This window comes from Parvibaculum sp., from assembly GCF_035325945.1.
In the GTDB taxonomy this organism is placed as follows: domain Bacteria; phylum Pseudomonadota; class Alphaproteobacteria; order Parvibaculales; family Parvibaculaceae; genus Parvibaculum.
Genome location: NZ_DAOKYX010000007.1, coordinates 83,313 through 109,588, shown reverse-complemented (window position 1 = coordinate 109,588; position 26,276 = coordinate 83,313). Strand labels below are relative to the sequence as shown.

At 64.9% G+C, this 26,276-nt stretch carries 23 protein-coding genes and 1 pseudogene; 23 read left to right on the top strand and 1 reads right to left on the bottom strand.

Features of this window, described 5'->3' with window-relative positions; genetic code table 11:
• The 3 genes and pseudogenes from PKA57_RS06065 to PKA57_RS06055 all read left to right on the top strand — a co-directional run.
• Positions 1 to 305, top strand: a pseudogene (locus PKA57_RS06065) (MBL fold metallo-hydrolase); the annotation flags it as partial.
• Between the two features lie 73 nt (positions 306 to 378).
• On the top strand, positions 379 to 783 hold the full coding sequence (gene mce / locus PKA57_RS06060; RefSeq protein ID WP_324298539.1) for a methylmalonyl-CoA epimerase: 405 nt from the start codon (positions 379 to 381) through the stop codon (positions 781 to 783).
• Positions 784 to 820: 37 nt separating this feature from the next.
• Positions 821 to 1,123: a DUF1467 family protein gene (locus PKA57_RS06055; RefSeq protein ID WP_324298537.1), complete on the top strand. Its 303-nt coding sequence runs from the start codon at positions 821 to 823 to the stop codon at positions 1,121 to 1,123.
• A 299-nt stretch (positions 1,124 to 1,422) separates the two neighbouring features.
• On the opposite strand, the gene PKA57_RS06050 is transcribed toward PKA57_RS06055, so the two are convergent.
• Entirely contained in the window at positions 1,423 to 2,745 is a 1,323-nt protein-coding gene (locus PKA57_RS06050) for an NCS2 family permease (protein ID WP_324298535.1), read from the bottom strand.
• A 99-nt stretch (positions 2,746 to 2,844) separates the two neighbouring features.
• Here PKA57_RS06050 and PKA57_RS06045 point away from each other — a divergent pair, with 99 nt between their 5' ends.
• From PKA57_RS06045 to lpxD, 20 genes are all read left to right on the top strand, one after another.
• The gene (locus tag PKA57_RS06045; protein ID WP_324298533.1) at positions 2,845 to 3,291 is read left to right on the top strand and encodes a hypothetical protein; all 447 of its coding nucleotides are present in this window, start codon (positions 2,845 to 2,847) and stop codon (positions 3,289 to 3,291) included.
• A gap of 176 nt (positions 3,292 to 3,467) precedes the next feature.
• The gene (locus tag PKA57_RS06040) at positions 3,468 to 5,048 is read left to right on the top strand and encodes a hypothetical protein (protein ID WP_324298531.1); all 1,581 of its coding nucleotides are present in this window, start codon (positions 3,468 to 3,470) and stop codon (positions 5,046 to 5,048) included.
• 129 nt (positions 5,049 to 5,177) lie between these two features.
• On the top strand, positions 5,178 to 6,497 hold the full coding sequence (gene proS / locus PKA57_RS06035) for a proline--tRNA ligase (RefSeq protein WP_324298529.1): 1,320 nt from the start codon (positions 5,178 to 5,180) through the stop codon (positions 6,495 to 6,497).
• Positions 6,498 to 6,540: 43 nt separating this feature from the next.
• On the top strand, positions 6,541 to 7,839 hold the full coding sequence (locus PKA57_RS06030; RefSeq protein ID WP_324298527.1) for a lipoprotein-releasing ABC transporter permease subunit: 1,299 nt from the start codon (positions 6,541 to 6,543) through the stop codon (positions 7,837 to 7,839).
• Positions 7,839 to 8,558: an ABC transporter ATP-binding protein gene (locus PKA57_RS06025; RefSeq protein WP_324298525.1), complete on the top strand. Its 720-nt coding sequence runs from the start codon at positions 7,839 to 7,841 to the stop codon at positions 8,556 to 8,558. The genes PKA57_RS06030 and PKA57_RS06025 overlap by 1 nt, the downstream gene beginning before the upstream one ends.
• Before the next feature lie 212 nt (positions 8,559 to 8,770).
• Positions 8,771 to 9,739 (top strand): putative sulfate exporter family transporter, encoded by a 969-nt coding sequence (locus PKA57_RS06020; protein WP_324298573.1) that lies wholly within the window; start codon positions 8,771 to 8,773, stop codon positions 9,737 to 9,739.
• 39 nt (positions 9,740 to 9,778) lie between these two features.
• Positions 9,779 to 10,684, top strand: a complete 906-nt coding sequence (locus PKA57_RS06015) for a LysR family transcriptional regulator (RefSeq protein ID WP_324298523.1) — start codon at positions 9,779 to 9,781, stop codon at positions 10,682 to 10,684.
• 67 nt (positions 10,685 to 10,751) lie between these two features.
• On the top strand, positions 10,752 to 10,892 hold the full coding sequence (locus PKA57_RS06010) for a hypothetical protein (protein WP_324298521.1): 141 nt from the start codon (positions 10,752 to 10,754) through the stop codon (positions 10,890 to 10,892).
• A gap of 102 nt (positions 10,893 to 10,994) precedes the next feature.
• The gene (gene dnaE / locus PKA57_RS06005) at positions 10,995 to 14,411 is read left to right on the top strand and encodes a DNA polymerase III subunit alpha (protein WP_324298519.1); all 3,417 of its coding nucleotides are present in this window, start codon (positions 10,995 to 10,997) and stop codon (positions 14,409 to 14,411) included.
• 240 nt (positions 14,412 to 14,651) lie between these two features.
• Positions 14,652 to 15,422 (top strand): 30S ribosomal protein S2, encoded by a 771-nt coding sequence (gene rpsB / locus PKA57_RS06000; protein ID WP_324298517.1) that lies wholly within the window; start codon positions 14,652 to 14,654, stop codon positions 15,420 to 15,422.
• Positions 15,423 to 15,514: 92 nt separating this feature from the next.
• Complete coding sequence (gene tsf / locus PKA57_RS05995) at positions 15,515 to 16,441, top strand: translation elongation factor Ts (RefSeq protein WP_324298515.1); 927 nt, start codon at positions 15,515 to 15,517, stop codon at positions 16,439 to 16,441.
• Between the two features lie 154 nt (positions 16,442 to 16,595).
• Entirely contained in the window at positions 16,596 to 17,321 is a 726-nt protein-coding gene (gene pyrH, locus PKA57_RS05990; protein WP_324298513.1) for a UMP kinase, read from the top strand.
• Positions 17,322 to 17,354: 33 nt separating this feature from the next.
• Positions 17,355 to 17,921, top strand: coding sequence for a ribosome recycling factor (gene frr, locus PKA57_RS05985; RefSeq protein ID WP_324298511.1), 567 nt, complete (start codon positions 17,355 to 17,357; stop codon positions 17,919 to 17,921).
• Positions 17,922 to 17,990: 69 nt separating this feature from the next.
• Positions 17,991 to 18,746, top strand: a complete 756-nt coding sequence (locus PKA57_RS05980; protein ID WP_324298509.1) for an isoprenyl transferase — start codon at positions 17,991 to 17,993, stop codon at positions 18,744 to 18,746.
• Between the two features lie 2 nt (positions 18,747 to 18,748).
• Complete coding sequence (locus PKA57_RS05975; protein WP_324298507.1) at positions 18,749 to 19,594, top strand: phosphatidate cytidylyltransferase; 846 nt, start codon at positions 18,749 to 18,751, stop codon at positions 19,592 to 19,594.
• On the top strand, positions 19,585 to 20,799 hold the full coding sequence (locus PKA57_RS05970; RefSeq protein WP_324298505.1) for a 1-deoxy-D-xylulose-5-phosphate reductoisomerase: 1,215 nt from the start codon (positions 19,585 to 19,587) through the stop codon (positions 20,797 to 20,799). The genes PKA57_RS05975 and PKA57_RS05970 overlap by 10 nt, the downstream gene beginning before the upstream one ends.
• 129 nt (positions 20,800 to 20,928) lie before the next feature.
• Positions 20,929 to 22,074: an RIP metalloprotease RseP gene (gene rseP / locus PKA57_RS05965; protein WP_324298503.1), complete on the top strand. Its 1,146-nt coding sequence runs from the start codon at positions 20,929 to 20,931 to the stop codon at positions 22,072 to 22,074.
• 201 nt (positions 22,075 to 22,275) lie between these two features.
• Complete coding sequence (gene bamA / locus PKA57_RS05960; RefSeq protein ID WP_324298501.1) at positions 22,276 to 24,522, top strand: outer membrane protein assembly factor BamA; 2,247 nt, start codon at positions 22,276 to 22,278, stop codon at positions 24,520 to 24,522.
• Positions 24,523 to 24,544: 22 nt separating this feature from the next.
• Complete coding sequence (locus PKA57_RS05955) at positions 24,545 to 25,144, top strand: OmpH family outer membrane protein (protein WP_324298499.1); 600 nt, start codon at positions 24,545 to 24,547, stop codon at positions 25,142 to 25,144.
• A gap of 51 nt (positions 25,145 to 25,195) precedes the next feature.
• Positions 25,196 to 26,260: a UDP-3-O-(3-hydroxymyristoyl)glucosamine N-acyltransferase gene (gene lpxD, locus PKA57_RS05950; protein WP_324298497.1), complete on the top strand. Its 1,065-nt coding sequence runs from the start codon at positions 25,196 to 25,198 to the stop codon at positions 26,258 to 26,260.
• The last annotated feature ends 16 nt before the right edge of the window (positions 26,261 to 26,276 follow it).

The window sequence follows — 26,276 nt, the reverse complement described above, 5'->3', positions numbered from 1 at the left end:
TTCAGGAGCGGCGCAAGCTCGCCTTTGCGGGGGCGGTCTTCGTCAGCCTCGTGCTCGACAAGGACGGAAAGGTGAGGGGCGACCCGCAGGTGAGGCTGATGGGCCTGCCGGAGGAAGACGGACGCGGCGTCAGCTTCGAGGATTGCGCGCTCGACGCGATCGACGCGGCGCTGGACCGTCTGCCGCCCAAGCGGCGGGGCGACGACGATGCGGTCGCGGAGCTTCTGCGGCGCGCCGTCCGGGGGGCGCTCAGGCGCGAATGGGGCAAGAAGGCTCAGGTCGAGGTCGCGGTGATCCGGATCTAGGGTGCTTGCCCACTGCTTTGAGCCGCTCTAAACATGAACCAGCGAAATTCATCCTTCGGATAGAGAGGCACCCATGCTCGGTCAGCTCAACCATGTTGCGATTGCGGTTCCCGACGTTCGCGCGGCCGGCGACATGTATCGCAAGAAATTCGGGGCGAAAGTGTCGGAGGCGGTGCCGCAGCCCGATCACGGCGTGACGACCGTGTTCGTCGACCTCGGCAACACCAAGCTCGAGCTTCTGGAGCCTCTGGGCGAAGACTCGCCCATCGCGGGTTTCCTCGCCAAGAACCCGAAGGGCGGCATCCACCATGTCTGCATCGAGGTCGACGACATCGACGCGGCCTGCGAGCGCGTGAATGCCGAGGGCATCACCATCACCGGAACGGGCAAGCCGAAGATCGGCGCGCATGGAAAGCCGGTGGTCTTTCTGCATCCCAAGGATCTCTTCGGCACGCTGGTCGAGCTGGAGCAGGCCTGAGGCCGGGAGAGCCGGGGCGTTTGCCTGAGGTGACATGATGACTTTGACGGCAGGACTTGCGATCTACCTCGTCATCTGGTGGACGGTGCTGTTTGCGGTGCTGCCCTGGGGCATCGTTTCGCAGCATGAGGAGGGTGCCGTCACCGACGGCACCGATGCGAGCGCACCAGTTCGTCCACGGCTCCTCCGCAAGGCACTGATCACCACGATCATTGCCGCCATGCTCTGGTGTGTCGTCGCCTATATCTACACGTATCAGCCGATCGGCTTCGACAGCATCCCCTTCCTGCCTGAACTCCACGAGTGGTACGGCCCGGCCGACGGCCAACCGGCGAGCTGAGCCTCGCCGCCGCATCGGCGCGCGAAGAGGAAGCAGGTAAAATCCGAACTGCGGACAAAAAAAAGCAAGGTCCACTTTCGTGGCCTTGCTTGATAAGTGTTCCCTCTTTGTCGCGCCTCCGGCGGCATTGGCGCCACCGCAGTCAGCGTTCCCTCCCTAAACTTGGGCCGCGCTTTCCGCGCCGTCCCCTTTGTTGTGAGCACTATAACTACGCATCTTGAGCGTGTCACGCAATTTTCTCATGAGAAAATCGCTTTTGGCGCAATTTCAGGAATCAGGATCGCGACGCGCCTTGCGCTTCATTGCAAGGCGAGCTTGATCGCGAATGCCACCGCAATGATGAGCACGGCGCCGTTCACTTCGCGCGGCCGTCCCGCCAGCACCTTGACGGCGACGTAGGTGAGAATGCCGATGCCGATTCCGCTGGCGATGGAAAAGGTCAGCGGGATGGCGAGCGCCATGACAACGGCGGGGACGGCTTCCGTCACATCATCCCATGCGATGTCTGCGAGACTGCGCGCCATGAGGCAGGCGACGAAGAGAAGCGCGGGCGCCGTCGCATAGATCGGCACGACCTCCGCGAGCGGCGCGAGAAAGAGGCTCGCGATGAAAAGCAGCCCCACCACGACGGCGGTAAGCCCCGTGCGCCCGCCGGCATCGACGCCCGCGGCGCTTTCGATATAGCTCGTCGTCGTCGATGTGCCGAGCATGGCGCCGATGATGCTCGCCGAGGAATCGGCAACCATCGCCTTGCGCAGACGCGGCAGGCGGCCTTCCGCATCGAGCATGTTCGCGCGGTCGGCGACGCTGACGAGCGTGCCCGCCGTATCGAGAATATCGACGAGCAGAAAGACGAAGACGATGGTGACGAAGCCCGCCTTGATCGCACCGGAGAGGTCCATTTGCAGGAAGGTCGGGGCGAGGGAGGGCGGCGCCGAGGCGATGCCCTGAAACGGCTGATATCCGAGCGCGATGGCGGTGGCAGTGACCGCGAGTATCGAAATGATGATGGCGCCGGGCACGCGCCGCGCCTGAAGCGCCGCCAGCACGACAAATCCTGCGGCGGCGAAGAGAGCGGGCTGGGTGAGCTTGCCCATGGTCACGAGCGTTGCAGGATCGGCGACGACGATGCCTGCGTTCTTGAGCCCGATCAGCGCAAGGAAAAAGCCGATGCCGGTCGCTATGGCGCTTTTGAGCGAGCGCGGGATCGAATTGATGAGCCATTCCCGCAGCGGGGAAAGCGAGAGGGCGAGAAAGAGCACGCCTGAAAGAAAAACGCAGCCGAGCGCGACGCGCCAGTCGCCACCAAGCTCCGGCACGGCGACGAAGACGAAATAGGCGTTGAGCCCCATGCCGGGCGCGAGCGCGACCGGATAGTTCGCATAAAGGCCCATGATTAGTGTACTGATCGCGGCGGCAAGGCAGGTGGCGACGAAGACGGCGCCGAAATCCATGCCCGCGCCCGACAGGATCGCCGGATTGACGAAGATGATGTAGGCCATGGCGAGGTAGGTGGTGACGCCGGCCAGAACCTCGGTGCGGATGCTGCTGCGGTTTTCCGCCAGCTGGAAGAAGCGGTCGAGAAGAGTGCGGCCTTGCCCGCCTGTCGGCGCGTCAGTCATCGTTTCCCTCCGGGCCGCCCCTCGCGGCGGCGCGCATTTTGACCAAGACGTCCCGATCCTGAAAGATATCTTTAAGCGGAGGGGCGCAGGATCGACGACATGACACGACCCGGACATCTGGCTCTTTTTGCCGCCATGCTGGCGGCGGCCCTTGCGCCTGCCTCGGCCGAAGAGCTTGCGGGCGGTGAGGCGCCGTTTCAGGTTGTCGAGATCGGCGCCGAGGCATGCGCGGCGCTGGCGACCTATCTCCCTGATGGCGAGGCGGACTACACGCCCGGCGTCGCGGCCGATGGCAGCGCGGTGGCGCCTGCCGATATTGGCGGCGGCTATGGGATCGAGCCCAGGACGCGCTACACGTTTCAGGTGAGGATCGCGCCGCTTGGCGCCTCAGCTCCGAAATACAGCCCCGATTCCTCGCTTGAGGTCGCGAGTGTCGCCATCGACGCGAAAACCGGCCGCGTCTCCGTGGATGGCGTGGAGGTGAGCGGCGCGGACCACGCGCTCGCCGAGGCCTGCGCGCACCAGCGCCGGAAATCCGGCGACTGATCGTCCGTTAACCCTGTTTTCCGCCGACCGCTTTCTTGACAAGCGATAGGGCTCCGCCGAGGCTCGCAAACGAGCTGGCGGGGGAAGACATGCGTTTGGCGACAGCGGGGGCGGCGCGGGCCGTCATTTGCCTTTTTGCGTTGTTCCTGTGGGCGCTGCCGGCCGATGCCGGCGTCATGACGAGTTGGCGCATCACCAAGGACCATTGGGACGAGGCGGACGAAAAGGGCTGGCAGGACTTCGTGACGCGGCTCGGCGCGGAGGATTGCTGGACCATCGACGCCTGCATCAAGAGCCCGGCAAACCCCTATCGCCATACCGATCCCAAGGTGACGTTCCTCGTCGATTGCGCGGACGTGCCCTATTTCCTGCGCGCCTATTACGCCTGGAAGAACGGTCTTCCCTTCGCCTGGCAGAGCGCCATGCAATCCAATGACGGGCCGGGCGGCGACATTCGCTATTCGTCGAGCGGCAATCGCGTGGTGGGGCGGAGTTCCGTGCCGGCCACCGCGCAGGGCGTGCCCGCCATTTCGCTCCTCTACCAGATCGTCAACACCGTCTCGACGGCGATGTTCCGGCACGATGCGACCTCGGACAGCGCGACCATGTTCACCGACATGTATTCGCCGCGCCTCGACCGGGAGGCGATCAGGCCGGGAACGGTCGCCTATGACGTGAACGGCCATGTAGCGATGGTCTGGAAGGTGGAGGAGAGCGGCCGCATCCTGATCTTCTCCTCGCACCCCGACCACACGCTCGACCGCACCTTTGTCGGCCGCGAGTTTCTGCGCACGGGGCCCGAACTCGGGTCGATCTTCCAGAACTGGCGCCCGATCCGACTGGTGGGCGCGAAGCGCCTCGCCAATGGCACGCTGGTCGGCGGCCGCATCACCGGCACCCCCAATTCGGAGATCCCGGAATTCTCACTCGAGCAATATACGGGCAACCCGCCGACCAATCCCTCGCTCTGGGCGCTGGCGAATTTCGTCAAGGATGGTGAGCAGATAGATTTCTACACCTATCTGCGCGCGCGGCTTTCCGTCGGCGATCTCGAATACAGGCCCGTCGAGGAGATGCATGTCATGATGCAGACCCTCTGCCAGGATCTGAAGGCGCGGAAGCAGGCCGTCGAGATCGCGCGAAACGAAGGCCGCACCACCTCCATGCCGCAGCCCGGCCGCCTGCCGCGAAACATCTACGGCACCGATGGCGTGTGGGAGCTTTATTCGACGCCCTCGCGCGATGCCAGGCTCAAGACGGCGTTCAAGGAGATGTATGACCAGACGCGCGAATTCATCCGCATGAAGGAGGCGAACGCGCCCCGCCTCCAATATGGCGGGGCGGACCTGCCCGGTGATCTGCTGCGAGCCTACAATCAGGAAAATGCCGCGTGCCCGATCGTCTATCGCAAGACCGATGGCTCGAAGGTGACGCTGACCATAGACGATGTCGTCCACCGGCTCTTCAGGCTCTCTTTCGACCCCTATCACTGCGTTGAGCGGCGCTGGGGCGCGACCGACCCGGCGGAGCTCGCCTCCTGCCCGGACGGGGCGCTCAAGACGCGCTGGTACGAGGCCGAGCAGCCGCTCCGTAACCAGATCGACCGGACCTATGATGTCGAGATGGGGTCGAGCCTCGAGGAACTGGAGCGAGGGCCCTTCGGGCTCGAGACCGGGCGCGGCGTCGCCGAGGCGCCCGAGGTCGATGTGAAGGCCTATCTGGCAGGGCTTGCCGGCACGCTCTCGGCCGAGCGCTGAGGCAAGATTGCGGCAGGCTCGGGGCGTACCCCATAGAGGTGCGGTCGGCTACATTGCCAAGCCCCGCGCGACCCCCTAATACTTGAGCCCCAATTCGCCCCCAGGACGGCCTTCGAGGCCACGGTAATCATGCGCCTTTCCAGATATTTTCTGCCCACCCTCAAGGAAAACCCCGCTGAGGCCCAGATCGTCTCGCACCGGCTGATGCTGCGCGCCGGCATGATCCGGCAGGAGGCAGCCGGCATCTATGCCTGGCTGCCGCTCGGCCATCGCGTGCTTCGCAATATCGAGCAGATCGTGCGGGAGGAGATGGACAGGGCGGGCGCCGTCGAGCTTCTCATGCCGACGCTCCAGCTTGCCGATCTGTGGCGCGAAAGCGGCCGCTACGACGCCTACGGGCCGGAAATGCTGCGCATCAAGGATCGGCACGAGCGCGAGCTGCTCTACGGCCCGACCAATGAGGAAATGATCACCGAAATCTTCCGTGCCTATGTGCGCTCCTATCGCAGCCTGCCGCTCAACCTCTATCACACGCAATGGAAGTTCCGCGACGAGCAGCGTCCGCGCTTCGGCGTGATGCGCGGCCGCGAATTCCTGATGAAGGATGCCTATTCCTTCGATCTCGACGAAGCGGGCGCGCGGCTCTCCTATAACCGCATGTTCGTCGCCTATCTGCGCATCTTCGCGCGCATGGGGTTGAAGGCGATCCCGATGCGCGCCGAGACGGGACCCATCGGCGGCGATCTGAGCCATGAATTCATCATTCTCGCGGAAACGGGAGAGTCGGGCGTCTTCTGCAACAAGGATGTGCTCGATCTTCCCATTCCGGGCGCGGATGTGGACTATGACGGCGACCTGACGCCCATCATCCGGCAGTGGACGGAGCTTTATGCCGCGACCGAGGACGTGCACGACCCCGAGCGCTTCGAGCGCGAGGTCAGCGCCGACAAGCGGGTCAATACGCGCGGCATCGAGGTCGGGCAGATCTTCTATTTCGGCACCAAATATTCGGAGGCGATGAAGGCCGTCGTGTCCGGCCCCGACGGCGTCGAGCGGCCGGTCCATGGCGGCTCCTACGGCGTTGGCGTGTCGCGCCTCGTCGGCGGCATCATCGAGGCGAGCCACGATGAAAGCGGCATCATCTGGCCGGAGAGCGTGGCGCCCTTCCGCGTCGGCCTCGTCAATCTGAAGCAGGGCGACGCCGAGGCGGATGCCGCTTGTGAAGATCTCTACGGCAAGCTCGAAGCGGCGGGCGTCAGCGTTCTCTATGACGACACGGAAGAGCGCGCGGGCGCCAAGTTCTCCAACATGGATCTGATCGGCCTGCCCTGGCAGCTCGTGGTGGGGCCGCGCGGTCTGAAGAACGGCGTCGTCGAACTCAAGAACCGGGCGACGGGCGAGCGCGTCGAACTTTCGCCTGAGGCGGCGCTCAACAAGCTGATAGGCTGAGCGGGCAGAACGAGTCGGGCGGGGCGCACGACGGGAAGAGGACATGGAAGCTCAAGGCTTCGTTCACACCACCCCCAGAGGCCGGGGCAGGAGCCTGCCCTTCGGGGCCTTTGAATGGCTCCTTGCCATGCGCTATCTGCGGGCGCGCCGCCGCGAGGGCTTCATCTCCGTCATCGCCGGCTTCTCCTTCGCCGGCATCATGCTCGGCGTTGCGACGCTCATCATCGTCATGTCGGTGATGAACGGTTTCCGCATCGAGCTTCTCGGCAAGATACTCGGCCTCAACGGGCACATGTTCGTGCGCGGCGTGACGAGCTATGTGACGGATTTCGATGCCGTCGCGAGCAGGCTCGAAAAGATCAACGGCATCGTCAGCGCGACGCCGATGGTCGAAGGGCAGGCCATGGCCTCGAGCCGCAGCAATGCACAAGGCGCGCTGGTGCGCGGCCTGCACGAAAAGGACCTGCGGCGGCTGAAGGTCGTCTCGGATCACATTCTGCTCGGCTCGCTCGACGGCTTCGACAAAGGCGAGGGCGTCGCCATAGGAGCACGCCTCGCAAGGAATCTCGGCCTCTCGGTCGGCGACAGCGTCACGCTGCTCTCGCCGCGCGGCGCCATCACGCCCTTCGGCACCGCGCCCCGCGTGAAGGCCTATAACGTCGCCGCGATCTTCGAGATCGGGATGTCGGAATACGACGCGAGCTTCATCTTCATGCCGCTTGAGGAGGCGCAGCAATATTTCCGCACGGGCGACGGCGTCACCGCGCTCGAAATCAAGGTGCAGAATCCCGACCGCGTGAAGGCGCTCGTGAAGCCCGTTGCCGACACGGTCGGCCCCTGCTGCGACGTCATCACCTGGGAAGAAACGAACAGGACCTTCTTCAGCGCCTTGCAGGTGGAGCGCAATGTGATGTTCCTCATCCTCACGCTCATCCTCATTGTCGCGGCGCTCAACATCGTCTCGGGCCTCATCATGCTGGTGAAGGACAAGGGCCGGGACATCGCCGTGCTGCGCACCATGGGCTCGACGCGCGGCGCGATCATGCGCGTGTTCTTCATCTCCGGCGCCTCGATCGGCGTCGTCGGCACCATTGCGGGCTTCCTGCTCGGCACGCTCTTCTGCCTCAACATCGAGACGCTGCGAAAGTGGCTGTCGGAGCTTTCGGGCACCGAGCTTTTCTCGCCAGAGATCTATTTCCTGAGCCACATGCCGGCTGAAATTCAGGCGGGCGAGGTCGCCGCCGTGGTCGGCATGGCGCTCTTCCTCTCATTCGCCGCGACGCTCTATCCGGCATGGCGCGGCGCGTCGCTCGATCCCGTCGAAGCGTTGAGGTACGAGTGATGGCGAGCGACGGCGCGAGCGAATATCCGGTGCTGAGCCTGCGCGGGATCACGCGCATCTATCGGCAGGGCGATGAGGAGCTTCGCATCTTCGAGGATGCGGCGCTCGACATCTGGGCGGGCGAGATCGTGGCGCTGGTCGGCCCTTCGGGCTCAGGCAAGTCGTCGCTGCTGCACATTGCGGGGCTGCTCGAAGCGCCGGATGCGGGGCAGGTCTTCATCTCTGGGCGGGATTGCATTCCGCTGAGAGACAATCTGCGCACCGCTGTCCGCCGCCGCGAACTGGGCTTCGTCTATCAGTTCCACAATCTTCTGCCCGAGTTCTCGGCGCTCGAAAACGTCGTGCTGCCGCAGATGATCGCGGGCGTGCCGCGCAAGGCGGCCGATGAGTTCGCCCTTTATCTCCTTGACCGGATGGGACTTGCGGCCCGCGCGACGCACCGGCCCGCGGAGCTTTCGGGTGGCGAACAGCAGCGCGTGGCGATTGCGCGCGCGCTCGCCAACCGGCCGCGGCTTCTGCTTGCGGACGAGCCGACCGGCAATCTCGATCCGCGGACCGCGCGCATGGTGTTCAACGAGCTGCTGGAAGTCTGCCGCACGCAGGGCGTCGCCGCTCTCATCGCGACGCATAATCTCGATCTCGCCACGCATATGGACCGCGCCGTGCTGCTGCATGAAGGGCGCCTCCTCGAAGGCGCGGACGTTGCCGCTCACTACTGACGTCTCGCGCCGCGCGATTGATCGATTCCCTCGAATGAAACGAGTGCCGCAATGCGTTGGACGCGGCGTCGTCGTCCTCGCATCTTCCTCGCCATCGGTGATCGAGGGAGATCGTCATGCCTGCGAGCGATGCGGCCGCGCCAGCGGCGGATGAAACGGGATCGGCCTGCGCGGCGGAAGCGCGGCCCGGCATCCGCGTCTCGGGCGCGCGCATGCTCCCCGGCCTGCTGCTGACGGCCGCGATTGCCGCCGTCGCCATGGCACTTCACCGCTTCGCGGGGCTTGGTGGCCTAAGCCCGCTCATCCTGTCGATCCTGCTCGGCGCGGCCATCCATAATTTCATCGGCACGCCTGTGGCGGCGAAGCCGGGCGTCGGCTTCGCGCTGCGGCGCGTTCTGCGCGCTGCCATCGTGCTGCTCGGCCTGCAACTGACGGCGAGCCAGATCGCGAGCGTCGGTCTTGCCGGCATATTGCTGACGGCGCTGACGCTCGGCGCGACATTCGTCTTCACGACATGGGCGGGCCGGCGCCTCGGCGTCGCGCGGCCGCTGACGGCGCTCATCGCCGCCGGCACCTCGATCTGCGGGGCCTCGGCCGTGGTCGCCGCCAATGCCGTGGTCGATGCAGAAGACGAGGACGTTGCCTATGCGGTGGCGAGCGTGACGATCTTCGGCTCGCTGTCGATGCTGCTTTTCCCGCTTCTCAATGCGTGGCTGCATCTCGCACCTCATGCCTATGGCCTCTGGGCGGGCGCCTCCATCCACGAGATCGCGCAGGTCGTCGCGGCGGCATTCGCGGAGGGGGAGGCAGCCGGCCATTTCGGCACCGTGGTCAAGCTCACACGCGTTCTGATGCTTGCGCCCGTGGTGATCCTTCTCGCCTGGCTCTGGCGGCGTGGCGGAGCGCAGGTCCCGGGCAGCGGGCGAGTGACGGCGCCCTGGTTCGCTCTCGGCTTTCTCCTGATGGTCGGCCTCAACAGCGTGATGCCGCTTCCGGAGGCCGTCCGGGCCGATGCCGCCGGGATCACCACTTTTATGCTCGCCATGGCGCTTGCGGCGATGGGGCTCGAGACGGACATCGCAAAGCTCAGGGCCAAGGGCATGAGGCCGCTGGCGCTCGGGGCTTCATCCTGGCTCTTCATTACCGGCTTCGGTCTGGCGATGGCGGCTGTCGCCATGTAATGCTTGCCCGCCATCCCCGTCGCAAGGACCAGCGCCGCCGTGACCCTTGACCAGTTGCGCATTTTCATCGCTGTCGCGGAGCGTGAGCATGTGACGCGCGCGGCGAGGGCGCTCGGCCTGACCCAGTCGGCAGTGAGTTCGGCGATCGCCGCGCTTGAGGCGCGGCACGACACAAGACTCTTCGACCGCGTGGGGCGGCATATCGAGTTGACGGCGGCAGGGCGGCTTTTTCTCGATGAAGCGCGCGGCGTGCTGGCGCGGGCCCATGCAGCCGAGCTGATGCTGAGCGAGCTTGGCTCGCTCGGACGCGGCACGCTCAATGTTCATGCGAGCCAGACGATAGCGAGCTACTGGCTTCCGGCGCAGCTCGTGCGCTTTCGCGAGGCGTATCCGCGCATCGAGGTTCGCCTTGCTGCCGCAAACACGGAAACGGTCGCCCGCGCGGTGCTCGAGGGCAGCGCCGATCTGGGCTTCGTCGAGGGGGCGGTGAAAATTCCCGCGCTCGCCTCCGTCGAGGTCGGCGCCGACCGGCTCGTGCTCGTGGTCGGCGCGGCGCATCCGCTCGCCCGGCGCAAGCGGGTCAGTCTTGCCGAGCTTGCCGGGGCGGCCTGGGTCGTGCGCGAGGCTGGTTCCGGCACACGCTCGGAGGTCGAGGCAGCGCTCACGGCCATGAAGCTCCCCGTCCATGCGCGGGAAATCGCGCTCGAATTGCCGTCGAACGAGGCCGTCCGCGCGGCGGTCGAGGCGGGGGCGGGCGTTGCCGGACTTTCCGATCTGGTGGCGGCGCCCGGCCTCGAGGCGGGGACGCTTCGCCGCCTCGACGTGGACATGCCGGCGCGGCCCTTTCTCGCCCTGCGCCACCGCGAAAGGCGACTCAGCAAGGCTGCCGAAGCCCTGCTGGCCTGCTGCGGACGGCCCGCTGGAAGCGGACGCGCGCGATCCTGACCCCCTTGACAGATCGGAACATAACAGGAACAATCCGGATCAGAACATTCCATGAACGGAGAGGGTCATGAGTGAACTGGTCGCGAAGGCAGCCGATGCGCGGAGAAATCCCTGGCTGAAGGATGTGGCGGCGCTGGCGTCGATCGGCGCTTTCGTCTGGGTCGCAGGAACCTGGGCCGAGATCGCCCGGTCGCTGCTCCAGAGCTGAGGCGCACGGCCGATGCGGAGCCGTGGCCTTGTCCACAACTATTCGGCGCTTCCCTGATCGCGGCAGGTGACAGGGGGCAAGCGGGGCCAGACAATGTCACGCATGTCCGACTCAATGCTCCGTTTCGTCCATCTGCGCCTCCATTCGGCCTTTTCGCTGCTGGAGGGCGCGATCCGCGTCAAGGATATCGCCAAGCTCTGCAAGGCCGACGGCATGCCGGCCGTCGCCCTGACCGACACGGGCAATCTTTTCGGCGCGCTGGAGTTTTCCGAAACGATGGCCGGAGCGGGCATCCAGCCCATCGTCGGATGCACGCTGCCCCTCATCATCGAGGATGAGGACGAGCCGGGCAGGGGGCCGCGGCGCGACATATCCGGTACGCTCGCACTCCTTGCCAAGGACGAGACCGGCTATCGCAATCTGATGAGGCTTTCGAGCCGGGCCTTTCTGGGGCCCGAGGCGGGGGAACCGCCTCACATATCGCTCGATCTTCTGGCCGCGCATCACGAGGGCCTGATCTGTTTGACGGGCGGCCCTGCGGGCATCGTCAACCGGAAGCTCGCGGCCGGGCAGCGGCCGGCCGCGGAAGACCTTCTGCTCCGGCTGAAGTCGATTTTCGGCGACAGGCTCTATGTCGAGTTGCAGCGCCACAATCTCGATGTCGAGCGCCAGACGGAGCCGGCCCTCATCGACATGGCCTATGCCCATGAGCTGCCGCTGGTGGCGACGAACGAGCCTTATTTCGCGCGGGAAGACGAGTTCGAGGCCCATGACGCGATGATCTGCATCGCCGAGGGCGCCTATGTCACGCAGGGAAACCGCCGGCGCCTGACGCCCGAGCACCGGTTCAAGACACAGGCCGAGATGGCGGATCTGTTCGACGATCTGCCGGAGGCGATCGCGAACACGATCGAGATCGCGCGGCGCTGTGCCTACCGCCCGCGCACGCGCAAGCCCATTCTGCCGAAATTCGGCGTCGACCACGGTGAGGCGGAAGAATTGCGGCGGCAGGCGGAGGAGGGGCTGACCGCGCGGCTGGCGCAGGTCGCGGCCGTTTGCCCGGAGGAGGAATATCGCGCGCGGTTGCGTTTCGAGCTCGACGTCATCATCAAGATGGACTTTCCGGGCTACTTCCTCATCGTTGCCGACTTCATCAAATGGGCGAAGGCGCATGGCATTCCCGTCGGGCCGGGCCGTGGCTCGGGCGCGGGCTCCGTGGTCGCCTGGGCGCTGACCATCACCGATCTCGACCCTCTGCGCTTCGGTCTGCTGTTCGAGCGCTTTCTCAATCCCGAGCGCGTCTCGATGCCGGACTTCGACATCGACTTCTGCCAGGACCGGCGCGACGAGGTGATCCGCTATGTCCAGGCGCGCTATGGCTACGATCAGGTGGCGCAGATCATCACCTTCGGAAAGCTGCAGGCGCGCGCCGTGCTGCGCGATGTGGGGCGCGTATTGCAGCTTCCCTACGGGCAGGTCGACCGGCTCTGCAAGCTGGTGCCGAACAATCCCGCAAACCCGGTGACGCTGGCCGAAGCGATCAGGGGTGAGCCGCGTCTGCAGGAGGCGCAGAGGGCCGAAGAAGCGGTGGCGAAGCTGCTCGAGATCGGCCAGAGCCTCGAAGGGCTCTATCGCCATGCCTCGACCCATGCGGCGGGCGTGGTCATCGGCGACCGGCCGCTCGACGAGCTTGTGCCGCTCTATCGCGATCCGCGTTCCGACATGCCGGTCACGCAATTCAACATGAAGTGGGTGGAGCCCGCCGGCCTCGTCAAATTCGACTTTCTCGGACTCAAGACGCTCACCGTGCTCGATCAGGCGGTGAAGCTCGTCGCGCGGCGCGGGATCGGGATCGATCTGCTCCACCTGCCGCTCGATGATCAGAAGACCTACGAGATGCTCGGGCGCGGCGAGACGGTCGGCGTGTTCCAGCTTGAAAGCTCGGGCATGCGCGACGTGCTCCGCAAGCTCAATGCAGACCGCTTCGAGGACATCATCGCGCTCGTGGCGCTCTATCGCCCCGGCCCGATGGACAACATCCCGAAATACATCAACTGCAAGCAGGGGCGCGAGGCGCCGGACTATCTCCACCCGCTGCTGGAGCCCGTGCTGAAGGAGACGAACGGCGTCATCATCTACCAGGAGCAGGTGATGCAGATCGCGCAGATCCTCTCCGGCTATTCGCTCGGCGAAGCCGATCTTCTGCGCCGCGCCATGGGCAAGAAGATCAAGTCGGAAATGGACGCGCAGAAAGAGCGCTTCGTTACCGGCGCCGTCGCCAAGGGAATCGACAAGACGCAGGCCTCCAACATCTTCGAGCTGGTGGACAAGTTCGCGGGCTACGGGTTCAACAAGTCGCACGCCGCCGCCTATGCGCTCGTCGCCTATCAGACGGCATGGCTCAAGGCGAACCATCCGGTCGAGTTCCTCGCCGCCTCGATGAGCCTCGATCTCGGCAATACCGACAAGCTCAACATCTTCAAGCAGGACGCGCAGCGGCTCGGCATCAGGATCAGGCCGCCAAGCGTGAACGAGTCCGAAAGCGTCTTCGCGGTGAAGGATGGCGACATCATCTATGCGCTCTCCGCCATCAAGAATGTCGGCCGGCAGGCGATGGACCATCTCGTCGAGGTGCGTGAGGAGGGCGGGCCTTTCCGCGACCTCTTCGATTTTGCCCGCCGCATCAATCCCCGTTTCATCAACAAGCGCGCCTATGAAAACCTCGCGCGGGCAGGGGCCTTCGATTGCCTGAACCCCAATCGCGCGCAAGTGCTGGCGGCCGTCGATCTCGTGCTCGGAACGGCGAGCGCGGCGGCGGAGGAGCGCGAGTCCCGGCAGAACAATCTTTTCGGCGAGGCGACAGGGGCCAGGGTCGCAAATCCCGCGCTTCCCAATGTCGATGCCTGGACGCCGATCGAGCGCCTCAACGAGGAGTTCAACGCAATCGGCTTCTACCTTTCCGGCCACCCGCTCGACGACTACCAGACGGCGCTGCGCCGTTCGAATGTCGTTACCTATGCGGAGCTGATCGCGCGCGGCAACCAGGCCGAGCTTGTGGCGGGCACGGTCACCGCGAAGCAGGAGCGCAAGTCGAAGAAGGGCAATCCCTTCGCCTTCCTCAGCCTCTCGGACCCGAGCGGCCAGTTCGAGATCGTCGTCTTCTCGGAAGTGCTCGGCCAGTCGCGCGACCTGATGGAGTCCGGCAGATCGGTCGTCGTCTCGGTCGAGATCGACCGCTCGAACGACGAGGTGAAGCTGCGCGCCCAGTCCATCCGTTCGGTCGACGAGGTGGTGGCGAACGCGGCGGCTGGCATGAAGATCTTCGTCGATGCGGAGGAGCCCCTGGCGGCGCTGAAATCCCGCCTTTCCGAAAGGGGCCGGGGCCTCGTCTCGCTGGTGCTCATGGGCGAGGGCGGGCGCGAGGTCGAACTGAAGCTCCCCGGCGGCTACAAGGTCACGCCGCAGATCCGGGGCGCGATCAAGTCGGTGACGGGGGTCATCGAGGTGCAGGATATCTAGGCGGCCTCCCTTGCGAGGCACGTTTTTCGGCGCCTAAGACCCTGCGACCCTTGCCAATTTCATCGATTCCCCCTATACCCGCGCCATTCCACACGCGGGGTTCGGCGATCCCACGCCGCTCGGTGCTGCCCCTCAAGGGGCGTGTTTCGAGGGCAACATAGGGTTCGTCGGTCCGGTGCGGCCGGTTTCCGGCCGTTCTTTCCCCCGCGGAGGTCCAACCGGAAAAGGAGCAAGAGTGTCATGGCACTCCCTGAATTCTCTATGCGTCAGTTGCTGGAAGCCGGCGTTCACTTCGGCCACCAGACCCACCGCTGGAACCCGAAGATGGCCCCGTTCCTCTTCGGCGACCGTAACAACATCCACATCATCGACCTGGCGCAGACCGTGCCGCTGCTTCATCAGGCTCTCGTCGCCGTGCGCGACGTGATCGCCGCCGGCGGCCGCGTCCTCTTCGTCGGCACGAAGCGCCAGGCCTCCGAGCCCGTGGCCACCGCTGCCCGCCAGTGCGCCCAGTACTATATCAACCATCGCTGGCTCGGCGGCACGCTGACCAACTGGAAGACGATCTCGAACTCGATCCGCCGCCTTCGTCAGCTCGACGAGATGCTGGCGGGCGAGACGCGCGGCCTCACCAAGAAGGAACTCCTGAACCTCAGCCGCGAGCGCGAGAAGCTCGAGCGCGCGATTGGCGGTATCAAGGACATGGGCGGCCTGCCGGACATCATGTTCGTGATCGACACCAACAAGGAAACGATCGCGATCGAGGAAGCGCGCAAGCTCGGCATCCCGGTCATAGCCATCCTCGACTCGAACTCGAACCCCGATGGCATCGCCTATCCGGTGCCGGGCAATGACGACGCCGCCCGCGCGATCGCGCTTTATTGCGACCTCGTCTCCCGCGCGGTCATCGACGGCATCTCGCAGAGCCATATCGCCTCGGGCATGGACCTTGGTGCGGAAGTCGAACCGGCTGCCGACATCCCGGCCGAAGGCGAAGTGGCGGCGGGCTGAACGGCCCGGTCGCCTGCGTGACGATTTCGGCTCCGGCAGCACCCTCGGGCGTTGCCGGAGCGTACGCATTTTAAGCTTGAGAGGATAAGGGAATGGCTGAGATCACCGCAGGCATGGTGAAGGAGCTCCGCGAGAAGACCGGCGCGGGCATGATGGATTGCAAGTCGGCCCTGAATGAGACGAAGGGCGACATGGAAGCCGCGATCGACTGGCTGCGGACCAAGGGTCTGGCCAAGGCCGCCAAGAAGTCGGGCCGTGTGGCGGCCGAGGGACTCGTGGGCGTCGTCGCCGACGGTACGCGCGGCGCGCTGGTCGAGGTCAATTCCGAGACGGACTTCGTCGCCCGCAACGATCAGTTCCAGAAGATGGTCTCCGACATCGCTCAGGTCGCGCTTGGCGTGGATGGCGATCTCGACAAGCTGCTCGCCACGACCTATCCGGGCGCCTCGAAATCGGTGAAGGATTACGTCACCGAGCAGGTCGGCACCATCGGCGAGAACATGAATGTCCGCCGCGTCGCCTCCATGAGCGTCTCGCAGGGCGTCGTCGCCGCCTATATGCACAATCAGGTCGTGCCGGGCCTCGGCAAGATCGGCGTGCTGGTCGGTCTCGAATCCGCCGGCGACAAGGCGAAGCTCGCCGAGCTCGGCAGGCAGATCGCCATGCACATCGCCGCGACGAGCCCGCTTGCCACCCGCCGCGAGGAGCTTGACCCGGCCGTGGTCGAGCGCGAGCGCAACGTTCTCATCGCCGAGGCGAAGGAATCGGGCCGCCCCGACAACATCATCGAGAAGATGGTCGAGGGCCGCATCCGCAAGTTCTACGAGGAAGTCGTTCTTCTCTCCCAGGTCTTCGTGGTCGATCCAGACAACACCGTCGAAAAGGCCGTCAAGAATGCCGAAGCCGGTGTCGGCGCGCCGATCCAGGTTGTCGGCTTCGTCCGCTTCGCCCTTGGCGAGGGCATCGAGAAGGCCGAGACGGACTTCGCCGCCGAAGTGGCCGCAGCGGCTCGCGGCTGATCTTTCCGGAATCTGACATGCGCCCCCTTCGCCGAACGGCGCTGGGGGCGCTATTGTCATGGAGGCCGGTCTGGATTCGCCCGCCGGGGCATCGGGGCCGGTCACGGGGGTAACAGCCCCGCATGTCCCACCTGTCCATCGGAAGCGCCCCTGCATGTCCCGAAAGCCAGTCTACAAGCGCGTTCTCCTCAAGGTCTCGGGCGAGGCCCTCATGGGCGGGCAGCAATACGGCATCGACGTCGAGACGGTCGATCGCATCGCCCGCGAGATCAAGCAGGCGACGGACATAGGCGCCGAGGTCTGCCTCGTGATCGGCGGGGGCAACATCTTTCGCGGGCTTTCGGGCGCGGCTAAGGGCATGGAGCGCGCCAGCGCCGACTATATGGGCATGCTCGCCACCGTCATGAACGCGCTCGCCATGCAGAATTCGCTGGAGCGCCTCGGCGTGCCGACGCGGGTTCTCTCCGCCATTCCGATGATGACCGTCTGCGAGCCATATATTCGCCGCCGTGCCGTGCGACACATGGAAAAGGGGCGGGTGGTCATCTTCGCCGCGGGGACGGGGAACCCCTTCTTCACGACGGACACGGCCGCCGCGCTCCGCGCCACCGAGATGGGGTGCAACGCCCTTCTGAAGGGGACGCAGGTCGATGGCGTCTATTCCGCCGATCCGCACAAGGTGAAGGATGCCGAGCGTTATGAAAGGCTCACTTACATGGATGTCCTCACCAAGGACTTGCAGGTGATGGATACCTCCGCCGTCGCGCTGGCGCGAGAAAACGACATCCCCATCATCGTCTTCTCGATCCACGACGATGGCGGTTTCGTGAACGTTCTGACAGGCGCGGGCCGCTGCACTATCATCGGCGACGCAGCTTGAACCGGAACATCAACAAAAGCCCGGAAGGATAAGATGGCTGAACAGAAGACTCTCGATATTGCCGATGTTGAGCGGCGCATGCGTGGCGCGCTCCAGTCCCTGAAGCAGGAATTTTCTGGCCTGCGCACCGGCCGCGCCTCGGCCGGGCTTCTCGATCCCATCACGGTCGAGGCCTACGGCCAGACGATGCCTCTGACGCAGGTCGGCACCGTCGGCGTCCCCGAGCCCCGCATGCTCACCATCCAGGTCTGGGACAAGGGCATGGTCTCGGCGGTGGACAAGGCGATCAGGAATTCCGGCCTCGGCCTCAACCCGGTCGTGGATGGCACGCTCATCCGCCTCCCGATCCCGGAGCTCAATCAGGAGCGCCGGACCGAGCTTGCCAAGATCGCCGCCAAATATACCGAGCAGGCGCGTGTCGCCATCCGCAACGTCCGCCGCGACGCCATGGACGAGCTGAAGCGTCTGGAGAAGGACGGCCATATGGGGCAGGACGATCACAAGGCCGGCACGGACAAGGTCCAGAAGCTGACGGACAAGATCATCGCCGAGGTCGACGCGGCGCTGGCCCACAAAGAAGCCGAAATCATGCAGGTGTGAGGCAGAGCTTTCTCAGTGCATGAACAGGCGTCGCTAACCATATGAAATGTCGTTGGAAAGCCTGACCAGGTGAAACGAACTTCCGACCAGCCGGCAAGCGAAATGAAGGCCATGGAAGTGCCTCGGCATGTCGCCATCATCATGGACGGCAATGGTCGATGGGCGGCGCAGCGCCATCTTCCGCGCAAGATCGGGCACCGGCAGGGCGTCGAGGCGGTTCGCGTCATCGTGCGCGCCGCCGGTGAGATGGGCATCGAATACCTGACCCTTTATGGCTTCAGCTCCGAGAACTGGAAGCGCCCGGCCGAGGAGGTCAGCGACCTCATGGGCCTCCTTCGCCTCTTTATCCGCAGGGACTTGGCGGAGCTTCATCAGAACGGGGTTCATGTCCGCATCATCGGCGAGCGCGATCATCTGGAGCCGGATATCGTCGCGCTTATCGAGGAGGCTGAAGCGCTTACGCGCGATAATGACAGGCTGAACCTCATAATCGCGTTTAACTATGGCGGGCAAAACGAGATCGTGGCGGCGATGCGCCGGATCGCGGGTGAGGTGAAGGCCGGCCATATCGACCCCGCGACGATCACGCAGGAGACGATCTCTGCCCATCTCGACACGGCGGGCGTGCCCGACCCCGATCTCGTCATCCGCACGAGCGGCGAAAAGCGCCTCTCGAACTTCCTCATCTGGCAGAGCGCCTATTCGGAACTCGTCTTTACCGATGTGTTCTGGCCCGACTTCACGCCGGATCGGCTGAGGGAAGCGGTGATGGAATTCAATCTCCGGGAGCGCCGCTTCGGCGCTGTCGGAAGCGCCGGGTCGTAGTCATGGCCGAGCCCGCATCTCAGGCAAAATCGAGCGACCTCGGAACGAGGGTCCTCTCCGCCATCGTTCTCGCGCCGCTGGCCCTTGCCATCGCCTGGATCGGAGGCTGGCCCTTCGCGGCGCTGATCGGCGCGGCGAGCATCGCCATGGCGGTCGAATTGTCCTGGCTCCTGCCGGGTGGCCAGCGCCGCGAGAGCATCTGCCTCGCCATCTGCGCGGTTGCCGCCGTTGCTCTGACCGCCGCCGACCTCGCTGGCGTCGCCCTGATCGTGGGCGCGGCCGGGCTTTGTCTCTCGCTTGCGATCAGGCTATGGCGCGGCGAGCCGCTTTGGGCCGCCTTCCTCGCCTATCCCTATCTGGTCATCCCCGTCATCTCCATTGTCTGGCTCCGCTCGGACCCGAACCTCGGGCGGGGGGTGATCTTCTGGCTTCTGGGCACGGTCTGGGCGATCGACACATTTGCCTATTTCACGGGCAGGACCATTGGCGGGCCGAAGATCTGGCCGCGCCTGTCGCCCAAGAAGACCTGGGCGGGGCTCATCGGCGGCATGGTGGGCGCCGCCATGGTGGGCGCGGCGAGCGCCTATCTGCTCGACCTCGGCACAGGCACGGCCATTGTGCTGGCGCTGCTCGGTCTGCCCTTCGCGGCGATCGAACAGGCAGGAGATTTTGGCGAATCCGCACTGAAACGGCGCGCGGGCGTGAAGGATTCGGGTAAGCTCATCCCCGGGCATGGAGGCATTCTCGACCGGGTCGACGGCCTGGTCGCGGTGGCCACGGGGGCTGCCCTGCTGTCGCTCCTTCATGGCGGCACAAGTGCGGGCGCGGGAGTACTGATTTGGTTCTGACGGCGGAACTTCGCAAGGCCGGCCGCAACGCGGGCGAAGCGCGACGCAGCGTCACCGTGCTCGGATCGACTGGCTCCATCGGCTGCTCGACGCTCGACCTGATCGAGAGGGAGCGGGAGCGCTTCGATCTCGTCGCGCTCGTTGCGAACAGGAATGTCGGTGCACTGATCGAACAGGCGCGCCGTCTGCATCCGCAATTTGCGGTGATCGGCGATGCGACCCTCTATCCGGACCTCAAGGCCGGGCTCGAAGGGACGGGCATCGAGGCGGGCGCGGGCCGCGACGCAGTCATCGAGGCGGCGCTCCGCCCGGCCGACTGGGTGATGGCGGGCATTGTCGGCGCCGCTGGCCTAGCGCCGACGCTCGCCGCCGTCCGCCGCGGCGCGGCGGTCGCGCTGGCAAACAAGGAATGCCTCGTTTCGGCCGGAGCGATCTTCCTTACCGAGGTCGCGAAATCGGGCGCAACGCTGCTGCCGGTCGATTCTGAGCACAATGCGATCTTTCAGGTGCTTGAGGCCGACCGGCTCCACGCCGTCGACAGGATCATCCTCACGGCTTCGGGCGGGCCCTTCCGCACGTGGACGCGCGAGGAAATGGCGGGCGCGACGCGGGAGCAGGCGGTTGCCCATCCGCGCTGGAGCATGGGCGCCAAGATCTCGGTCGATTCCGCCACGCTGATGAACAAGGGCCTCGAACTCATCGAGGCCCATTATCTCTTCCCCGTCGGTGAGGAGCGGCTGGAGATCGTCATCCACCCGGAATCGATCGTCCACAGCATGGTCGCCTATATGGACGGCTCGGTGCTGGCGCAGCTCGGCATGCCCGACATGCGCACGCCCATCTCCTATACGCTGGCCTGGCCCCACCGCATGGTGACGCCGGCGCCAAGGCTCGACTTCGCCGAAATTGGTAAATTGAGCTTCGAGGCCCCGGACCCCGAGCGGTTTCCGGCATTGCGGCTTGCCCGCGAGGCGCTACGGGCAGGGGGGGCCGCCCCGACGATTCTCAATGCCGCCAACGAGATCGCGGTCGCCGCCTTCCTCGCCGGGCATATCGGCTTCCTCGACATTGCCGCGACCGTGGAAAAGGTAACGTCCGGGCTTGCGGCGCGGACGGCCGGACCGGCGAGCCTCGACGATATTTACGAAATCGACCGATTGGCCAGGATTCAGGCTGAGGAAGTGGTGCATTTAGTTGCCCGCTGACGTAGTCTTTGGCACATACGCGGGCCGTTTGCAGGTCACGCGAGGGGGAAGCGTTTTGCGGAAGCCGGTGATCGTTCGGCAACAGGTCGAACCCGGACCTGCATGGTTTGAGAGCGGAATTTGAGCGTAATGCACCTATTGGCAGGGATCGGCAATTTCGGCGAGTCGCTCGGCGGCTACCTGATACCGTTCCTGTTCGTCCTCACCATCGTGGTCTTCTTTCATGAGCTTGGCCACTTTCTGGTGGCGCGGCTCTGCGGCGTGAAGGTTGAAACCTTCTCCATCGGGTTCGGGCGCGAGATCGTCGGCTGGAACGACCGTCACGGCACGCGCTGGAAGGTGAGCTGGATACCGCTTGGCGGTTACGTGAAATTCGTCGGTGATGAATCGGCCGCCAGCACCCCCGACCGCCGCCGCCTCGCCGAAATCCCGCCGGAGGAGCGCGGCGGCCTGTTCCACTTCAAGCCGCTGCATCAGCGCGCCGCCGTGGTGGCGGCGGGGCCGTTCGCCAATTTCGTTCTGGCCATCCTGCTGTTCGCGGGCCTCTTCACCTTCGCGGGCCAGACGGTCGCAACGCCCGTCGTCGATGGCGTGCAGCCCGACAGCGCCGCCGCCGAGGCCGGCTTCAAGCCCGGCGATCTCGTGCTGGCGATCGACGGAACCGAAATCGAGAGCTTCGAGGAGATGCAGCGCATCGTCAGTGCGAGCGCCGGCCAGGCGCTGACTTTCCTCGTCAAGCGCGCCGATGGCGAAACCCGCTCCCTCAATGCGACGCCGCGCCTCGAGGAAATGAAGGACCGCTTCGGCAATGTGCACCGCATCGGCCTTCTCGGCATCCAGCGCGATGTGAAGGAAGGCAACTTCCGGGTCGTGAAGTCCGATCCGCTGACCAGTGTCTGGCTCGGCGCCAAGGAAACATGGTTCATCGTCGCCCGCACGATGGACTATATCGGCGGCATTTTTGCCGGCCGCGAGGATGCGGGACAGTTGGGCGGCCCATTGCGGATCGCCCAGGTTTCAGGGCAAGTTGCTGCCATCGGATTTGGTGCGCTCATCAGCCTGACGGCGGTTCTCTCCGTCAGTATCGGCCTTCTGAACCTGTTTCCGGTTCCGATGCTTGATGGCGGGCACCTGCTATATTATGCGGTCGAGGCGGTGAGGGGCCGCCCGATGGGCGACCAGGCACAGGAATACGGCTTCCGCATCGGTCTGGCGCTCGTGATGATGTTGATGGTTTTTGCGACCTGGAACGACTTGGTTCATCTGTTCAGCTGATCCCTGCCTGCCAAGCGCGGAAGGGTAAGACGAAAACACAATGCGGGACCCGGTCAGGGCTCGCGCGATCGAGGTAGGTAGGGGATGGGGCGACTGGCCGGTAAGATGACCAGAGGGGCGGGGTTTAATGGCATTGCCGCGCTGTTCCTTGGATTTTGCGTTCTGACATTGCAGGCGCCCGCAGACGGCGGTGCATGGAGCGTGAGCAGCGCCGCGGCGGCCGAGCAGGCCGCGCAGGGACCGGTCATTCGCGAGATCGTGGTCGAGGGCAATCAGCGCATCGAGCGCGAGACCGTGCTCTCCTACATGTCCTTCCGCGAGGGGCAGGCTTACGATCCGGCCGTGGTGGACGCCTCGCTGAAGAGCCTCTTCAAGACCGGCCTCTTTGCCGATGTCAGCATGCGCCGCGAAGGCGACAGGCTGATCGTTTCCGTTGTCGAGAACCCGATCATCAATCGCGTGGCCTATGAAGGCATCCATGCGGTCAAGGAAGAAGACCTCAACAACGAAGTTCAGCTGAAGCCGCGTACCATCTACACGCGCGCCAAGGTGCAGGCGGATGTCAGCCGCATCGTCGAACTCTATCGCCGCGGCGGCCGCTTCGCGGCAACCGTCGAGCCCAAGGTCATTCGCCTGCCGCAGAACCGCGTCGATCTCGTCTTCGAGATCAATGAGGGCCCGAAGACGAAGATCGCCTCCATCGACTTCCTCGGTAACAAGAGTTTCAGCGATGGCGAGCTGCGCGAGGTCATCTCGACGAGTGAATCGGCCTGGTGGAAGTTCCTGTCGTCCTCGGACAGTTACGACCCCGATCGCCTGACCTATGACCGCGAGTTGCTGCGCCGCTTCTATCTCTCCAAGGGATATGCCGACTTCCGCGTCGTGTCCGCGGTCGCCGACCTGACGCGCGATGACGCCGCCTTCCACATCACCTTCACGGTTGAAGAGGGCGAGGTCTATACAATCGGCAAGGTCGACATCAAGACCAATCTGGAAAAGCTCAACAAGGACGAGCTGCAGGAACTGCTCCAGACCAAGCCCGGCGACACATACAACGCGACCCTGATCGACAAGTCGGTCGACGCGCTGACCTTCGCGGCCGGCTCGCGCGGTTACGCCTTCGCCGAAGTGCGCCCGCGCGTTCATCGCGACCGCAAGAAGCGGCTCGTCGACATCACCTATGCGATCACCGAGGGGCCGCGCGTCTATGTGGAACGCATCAATATCAGCGGCAACGTGCGCACCCTCGACCGGGTCATTCGCCGGCAGATGAAGCTTGTCGAGGGCGATGCCTTCAACAAGGTTCTGCTGGACAAGTCCGAGAAGAATATTCGTGGGCTGCAGTATTTCGCCAAGGTGGACGTGACGCAGGAGCCGGGCAGCGCGCCCGACAAGACGGTGGTCAACGTCGCGGTGCAGGAGCAGTCCACCGGCTCGCTCTCCCTGAGCTTCGGCTTCTCCTCGCTCGACAGCGCGATTGCGGGTATCGGGCTCAGCGAGCGGAACTTCCTCGGCCGCGGGCTTCAGCTCGGCACGAGCCTTTCGGTGTCGAAGCGTCAGCAGCTCATCGAGTTCCACTATACGGACCCCTATTTCCTCGATCGCGATCTGGTGGGTGGCTTCGACCTCTTCGGAAGCGAGACGAACTACCAGGATCAGGCGTCGTTCGACGCCCGCACCCGCGGCTTCGGTCTTCGCTTCGGCTTCCCGCTCACCGACAAGAGCCGGTTGCTGACGCGCTACCAGCTCCGGCGCGAGGAAATCTTCAACGTCAATGTCTCCGACCCCAACGTGTCGGCGGCGATCAAGGCCGCGCTGGGCGAGCAGACGCGCTCCGTCGTGGGCTATGACTACTACATCGACTATCGCGACGACCCGGTGACGCCCAAATCCGGCTGGGACTTCCTGTTCAGCCAGGATTTCGCCGGGCTTGGCGGCACGGTTCACTATCTGTCGAGCCAGATCCTCGCCCACAACTATTACAATCTGGCAGAGGGCTACACGCTCACCCTGCGCGCCGATCTCGGCTACATCAAGGGGCTCGGCGAGCGCGTGAAGCTGAACGACCGCTTCTTCAAGGGTGGCGCCGACTTCCGCGGCTTCAAGTCGGGCGGCATCGGTCCGCGCGATACGGGCACGTCCAACAATGACGCTGTGGGCGCCGAAGCCTATGCCTTCGGTACGGCGGAGGTGAGCTTCCCGAACGGCCTGCCCGAAGCGCTCGGCATCACGACGAGCCTGTTCTCGGACTTCGGCTATATCGGCATGGCGGACGAGCCCGCCGTTCCGACGATCCAGGACAAGTTCGCGCCGCGCGTATCGGCCGGCCTGAGCGTCAACTGGAAATCGCCTTTCGGTCCCGTTCGTCTCGATTTCGCGAAAGTTCTCGTCGACGAACCCTACGACCAGCGCGAGCTCTTCCGCTTCAGCGCCGGCACACAGTTCTGAGCTTGAAAAGGATAGCCCTGTCATGAAGTCCTATCGTTACGTCGCGCGTACCATCGCGGCACTCGCATTCGCCTCCTTCATTTCTCTGGCTGCGGCTCCCGCCGCCAAGGCGGCAACTCCGGCGGTGATCCTCATCGTCAACACGGAGCAGGTCTTCGCGCAGGCCAAGGTCGGCGTGAGCGTTCGCGAGCAGTTGCAGGACCTCGCCAAGAAGCTCCAGGCCGAGGACAAGAAGGGCCAGGATGCGATCGAGGCGGAAGCGAAGAAGCTGACCGAGCAGCGCGCCCTGCTGAAGCCCGAGGATCTGCAGAAGAAGTATGAGGCGCTGCAGAAGAAGGAAGCCGACCATCAGCGCAAGATGCGCCAGAAGGGGCAGGAGCTTCAGCTCGGCGCGAACAAGGCCCGCTCCGAGATCGAGGCGGCGATCCGCCCCATCTTCGCCGAGATCATGAAGAAGAATAACGCGACCATTCTTCTCGATCAGTCGGTCGTGCTCGCCGGCGGTGTCGATCTCGACGTGACGGCCGAAGTGCTGAAGGAACTCGATGCGAAGCTGACCACCATCAGCGTGAAGCCTGTGCCGCTCTCCGAGGTGGCAAAGGGGCAAAAGGGCGCTCAGTGAGGAAAGGAGAGGCGGGCCGGTCGCGCGCGTGGCCGGCACGCGGCGGCGACAATGGCGGACTCTCGCTTCTTCAATAATCAGGGCCCCTTCACGCTCGGTGAAATAGCCGAGCGCGTGGGAGCCGAGATTGCCGATGGCGCCGATGCGTCGCTTCGTCTCGACGACGTGGCGCCGCTAGACAGTGCCGGACCCGGCCATCTGAGCTTTCTCGATAATCCCAAATATGCGGAAGCCTTCGCCGCCACAGCGGCCGGGGCCTGCCTCGTCCATCCGCGGTTTGCGGCGCGCGCGCCTGCGGGCGTCGCGCTTCTCCTCGCGAATGAGCCCTATCGCGCCTATGCGCGCGCAAGCCAGCTTTTCTATCCGGATGAGGCGCGCGGCAGCGACACCTTCGGAGAGCCGGGGACGATCCATCCCCGCTCCGTCGTGCATCCGACGGCGAAGCTCGGCGCGGGCGTCACGGTCGAGCCCGGCGCGGTGATCGGCGCAGAGGCGGAAGTGGGGGCGGGAAGCGTCATCGGCGCCAATGCCGCCATCGGGAAAGGCTGCACGATAGGCCGCAACTGCTTCATCGGGCCGAATGTCACGATCAGCCATGCCCATCTCGGGGATCGCGTGATCCTGCACCCCGGGGTGGCGATCGGGCAGGACGGCTTCGGTTTTGCCATGGGACTCCCACGCCACGAAAAGGTCCCGCAGCTCGGCCGTGTGATCATTCAGGACGATGTCGAGATCGGCGCCAATTCGACCGTCGATCGCGGGGCAGGGCCCGACACGGTGATCGGCGAGGGAACCAAGATTGATAATCTCGTTCAGATCGGCCACAACGTTTCCACGGGCCGGGGATGCATAGTGGTGGCCCAGACCGGCGTGTCCGGCAGCGCGAAACTCGGCGATTTCGTCGTGCTTGCGGCGCAGGTTGGCGTGACCGGACACCTGACCATCAATTCCGGCGCCCAGATTGCAGCACGGAGCGCCGTCATTCACGATGTGCCGCCGGGCCAGAAATATGGCGGCGTGCCTGCGCGGCCGGTGCGCGAATGGCAGCGCGAGCTTGCCGCGGTGAAGAACCTCGGGAAGCGGCGGAAGCCGGGCGAGGGTCCGGCCTCCGAGTGAGGCGAGAGGGAGACAT

Excerpts from the sequence above, each read along its gene's own strand:
- frr (WP_324298511.1), top strand. The coding sequence starts at position 17,355 with ATGGCTGAACAGAAGACTCTCGATATTGCCGATGTTGAGCGGCGCATG.
- PKA57_RS06025 (WP_324298525.1), top strand. The coding sequence starts at position 7,839 with ATGGCGAGCGACGGCGCGAGCGAATATCCGGTGCTGAGCCTGCGCGGG.
- proS (WP_324298529.1), top strand. The coding sequence starts at position 5,178 with ATGCGCCTTTCCAGATATTTTCTGCCCACCCTCAAGGAAAACCCCGCT.
- PKA57_RS05955 (WP_324298499.1), top strand. The coding sequence starts at position 24,545 with ATGAAGTCCTATCGTTACGTCGCGCGTACCATCGCGGCACTCGCATTC.
- PKA57_RS06055 (WP_324298537.1), top strand. The coding sequence starts at position 821 with ATGACTTTGACGGCAGGACTTGCGATCTACCTCGTCATCTGGTGGACG.
- rseP (WP_324298503.1), top strand. The coding sequence starts at position 20,929 with ATGCACCTATTGGCAGGGATCGGCAATTTCGGCGAGTCGCTCGGCGGC.
- dnaE (WP_324298519.1), top strand. The coding sequence starts at position 10,995 with ATGTCCGACTCAATGCTCCGTTTCGTCCATCTGCGCCTCCATTCGGCC.
- mce (WP_324298539.1), top strand. The coding sequence starts at position 379 with ATGCTCGGTCAGCTCAACCATGTTGCGATTGCGGTTCCCGACGTTCGC.
- tsf (WP_324298515.1), top strand. The coding sequence starts at position 15,515 with ATGGCTGAGATCACCGCAGGCATGGTGAAGGAGCTCCGCGAGAAGACC.
- PKA57_RS06010 (WP_324298521.1), top strand. The coding sequence starts at position 10,752 with ATGAGTGAACTGGTCGCGAAGGCAGCCGATGCGCGGAGAAATCCCTGG.
- lpxD (WP_324298497.1), top strand. The coding sequence starts at position 25,196 with ATGGCGGACTCTCGCTTCTTCAATAATCAGGGCCCCTTCACGCTCGGT.
- PKA57_RS06040 (WP_324298531.1), top strand. The coding sequence starts at position 3,468 with ATGACGAGTTGGCGCATCACCAAGGACCATTGGGACGAGGCGGACGAA.
- PKA57_RS06030 (WP_324298527.1), top strand. The coding sequence starts at position 6,541 with ATGGAAGCTCAAGGCTTCGTTCACACCACCCCCAGAGGCCGGGGCAGG.
- pyrH (WP_324298513.1), top strand. The coding sequence starts at position 16,596 with ATGTCCCGAAAGCCAGTCTACAAGCGCGTTCTCCTCAAGGTCTCGGGC.
- PKA57_RS05975 (WP_324298507.1), top strand. The coding sequence starts at position 18,749 with ATGGCCGAGCCCGCATCTCAGGCAAAATCGAGCGACCTCGGAACGAGG.
- rpsB (WP_324298517.1), top strand. The coding sequence starts at position 14,652 with ATGGCACTCCCTGAATTCTCTATGCGTCAGTTGCTGGAAGCCGGCGTT.
- PKA57_RS06020 (WP_324298573.1), top strand. The coding sequence starts at position 8,771 with ATGCTCCCCGGCCTGCTGCTGACGGCCGCGATTGCCGCCGTCGCCATG.
- PKA57_RS06045 (WP_324298533.1), top strand. The coding sequence starts at position 2,845 with ATGACACGACCCGGACATCTGGCTCTTTTTGCCGCCATGCTGGCGGCG.
- PKA57_RS06050 (WP_324298535.1), bottom strand. The coding sequence starts at position 2,745 with ATGACTGACGCGCCGACAGGCGGGCAAGGCCGCACTCTTCTCGACCGC.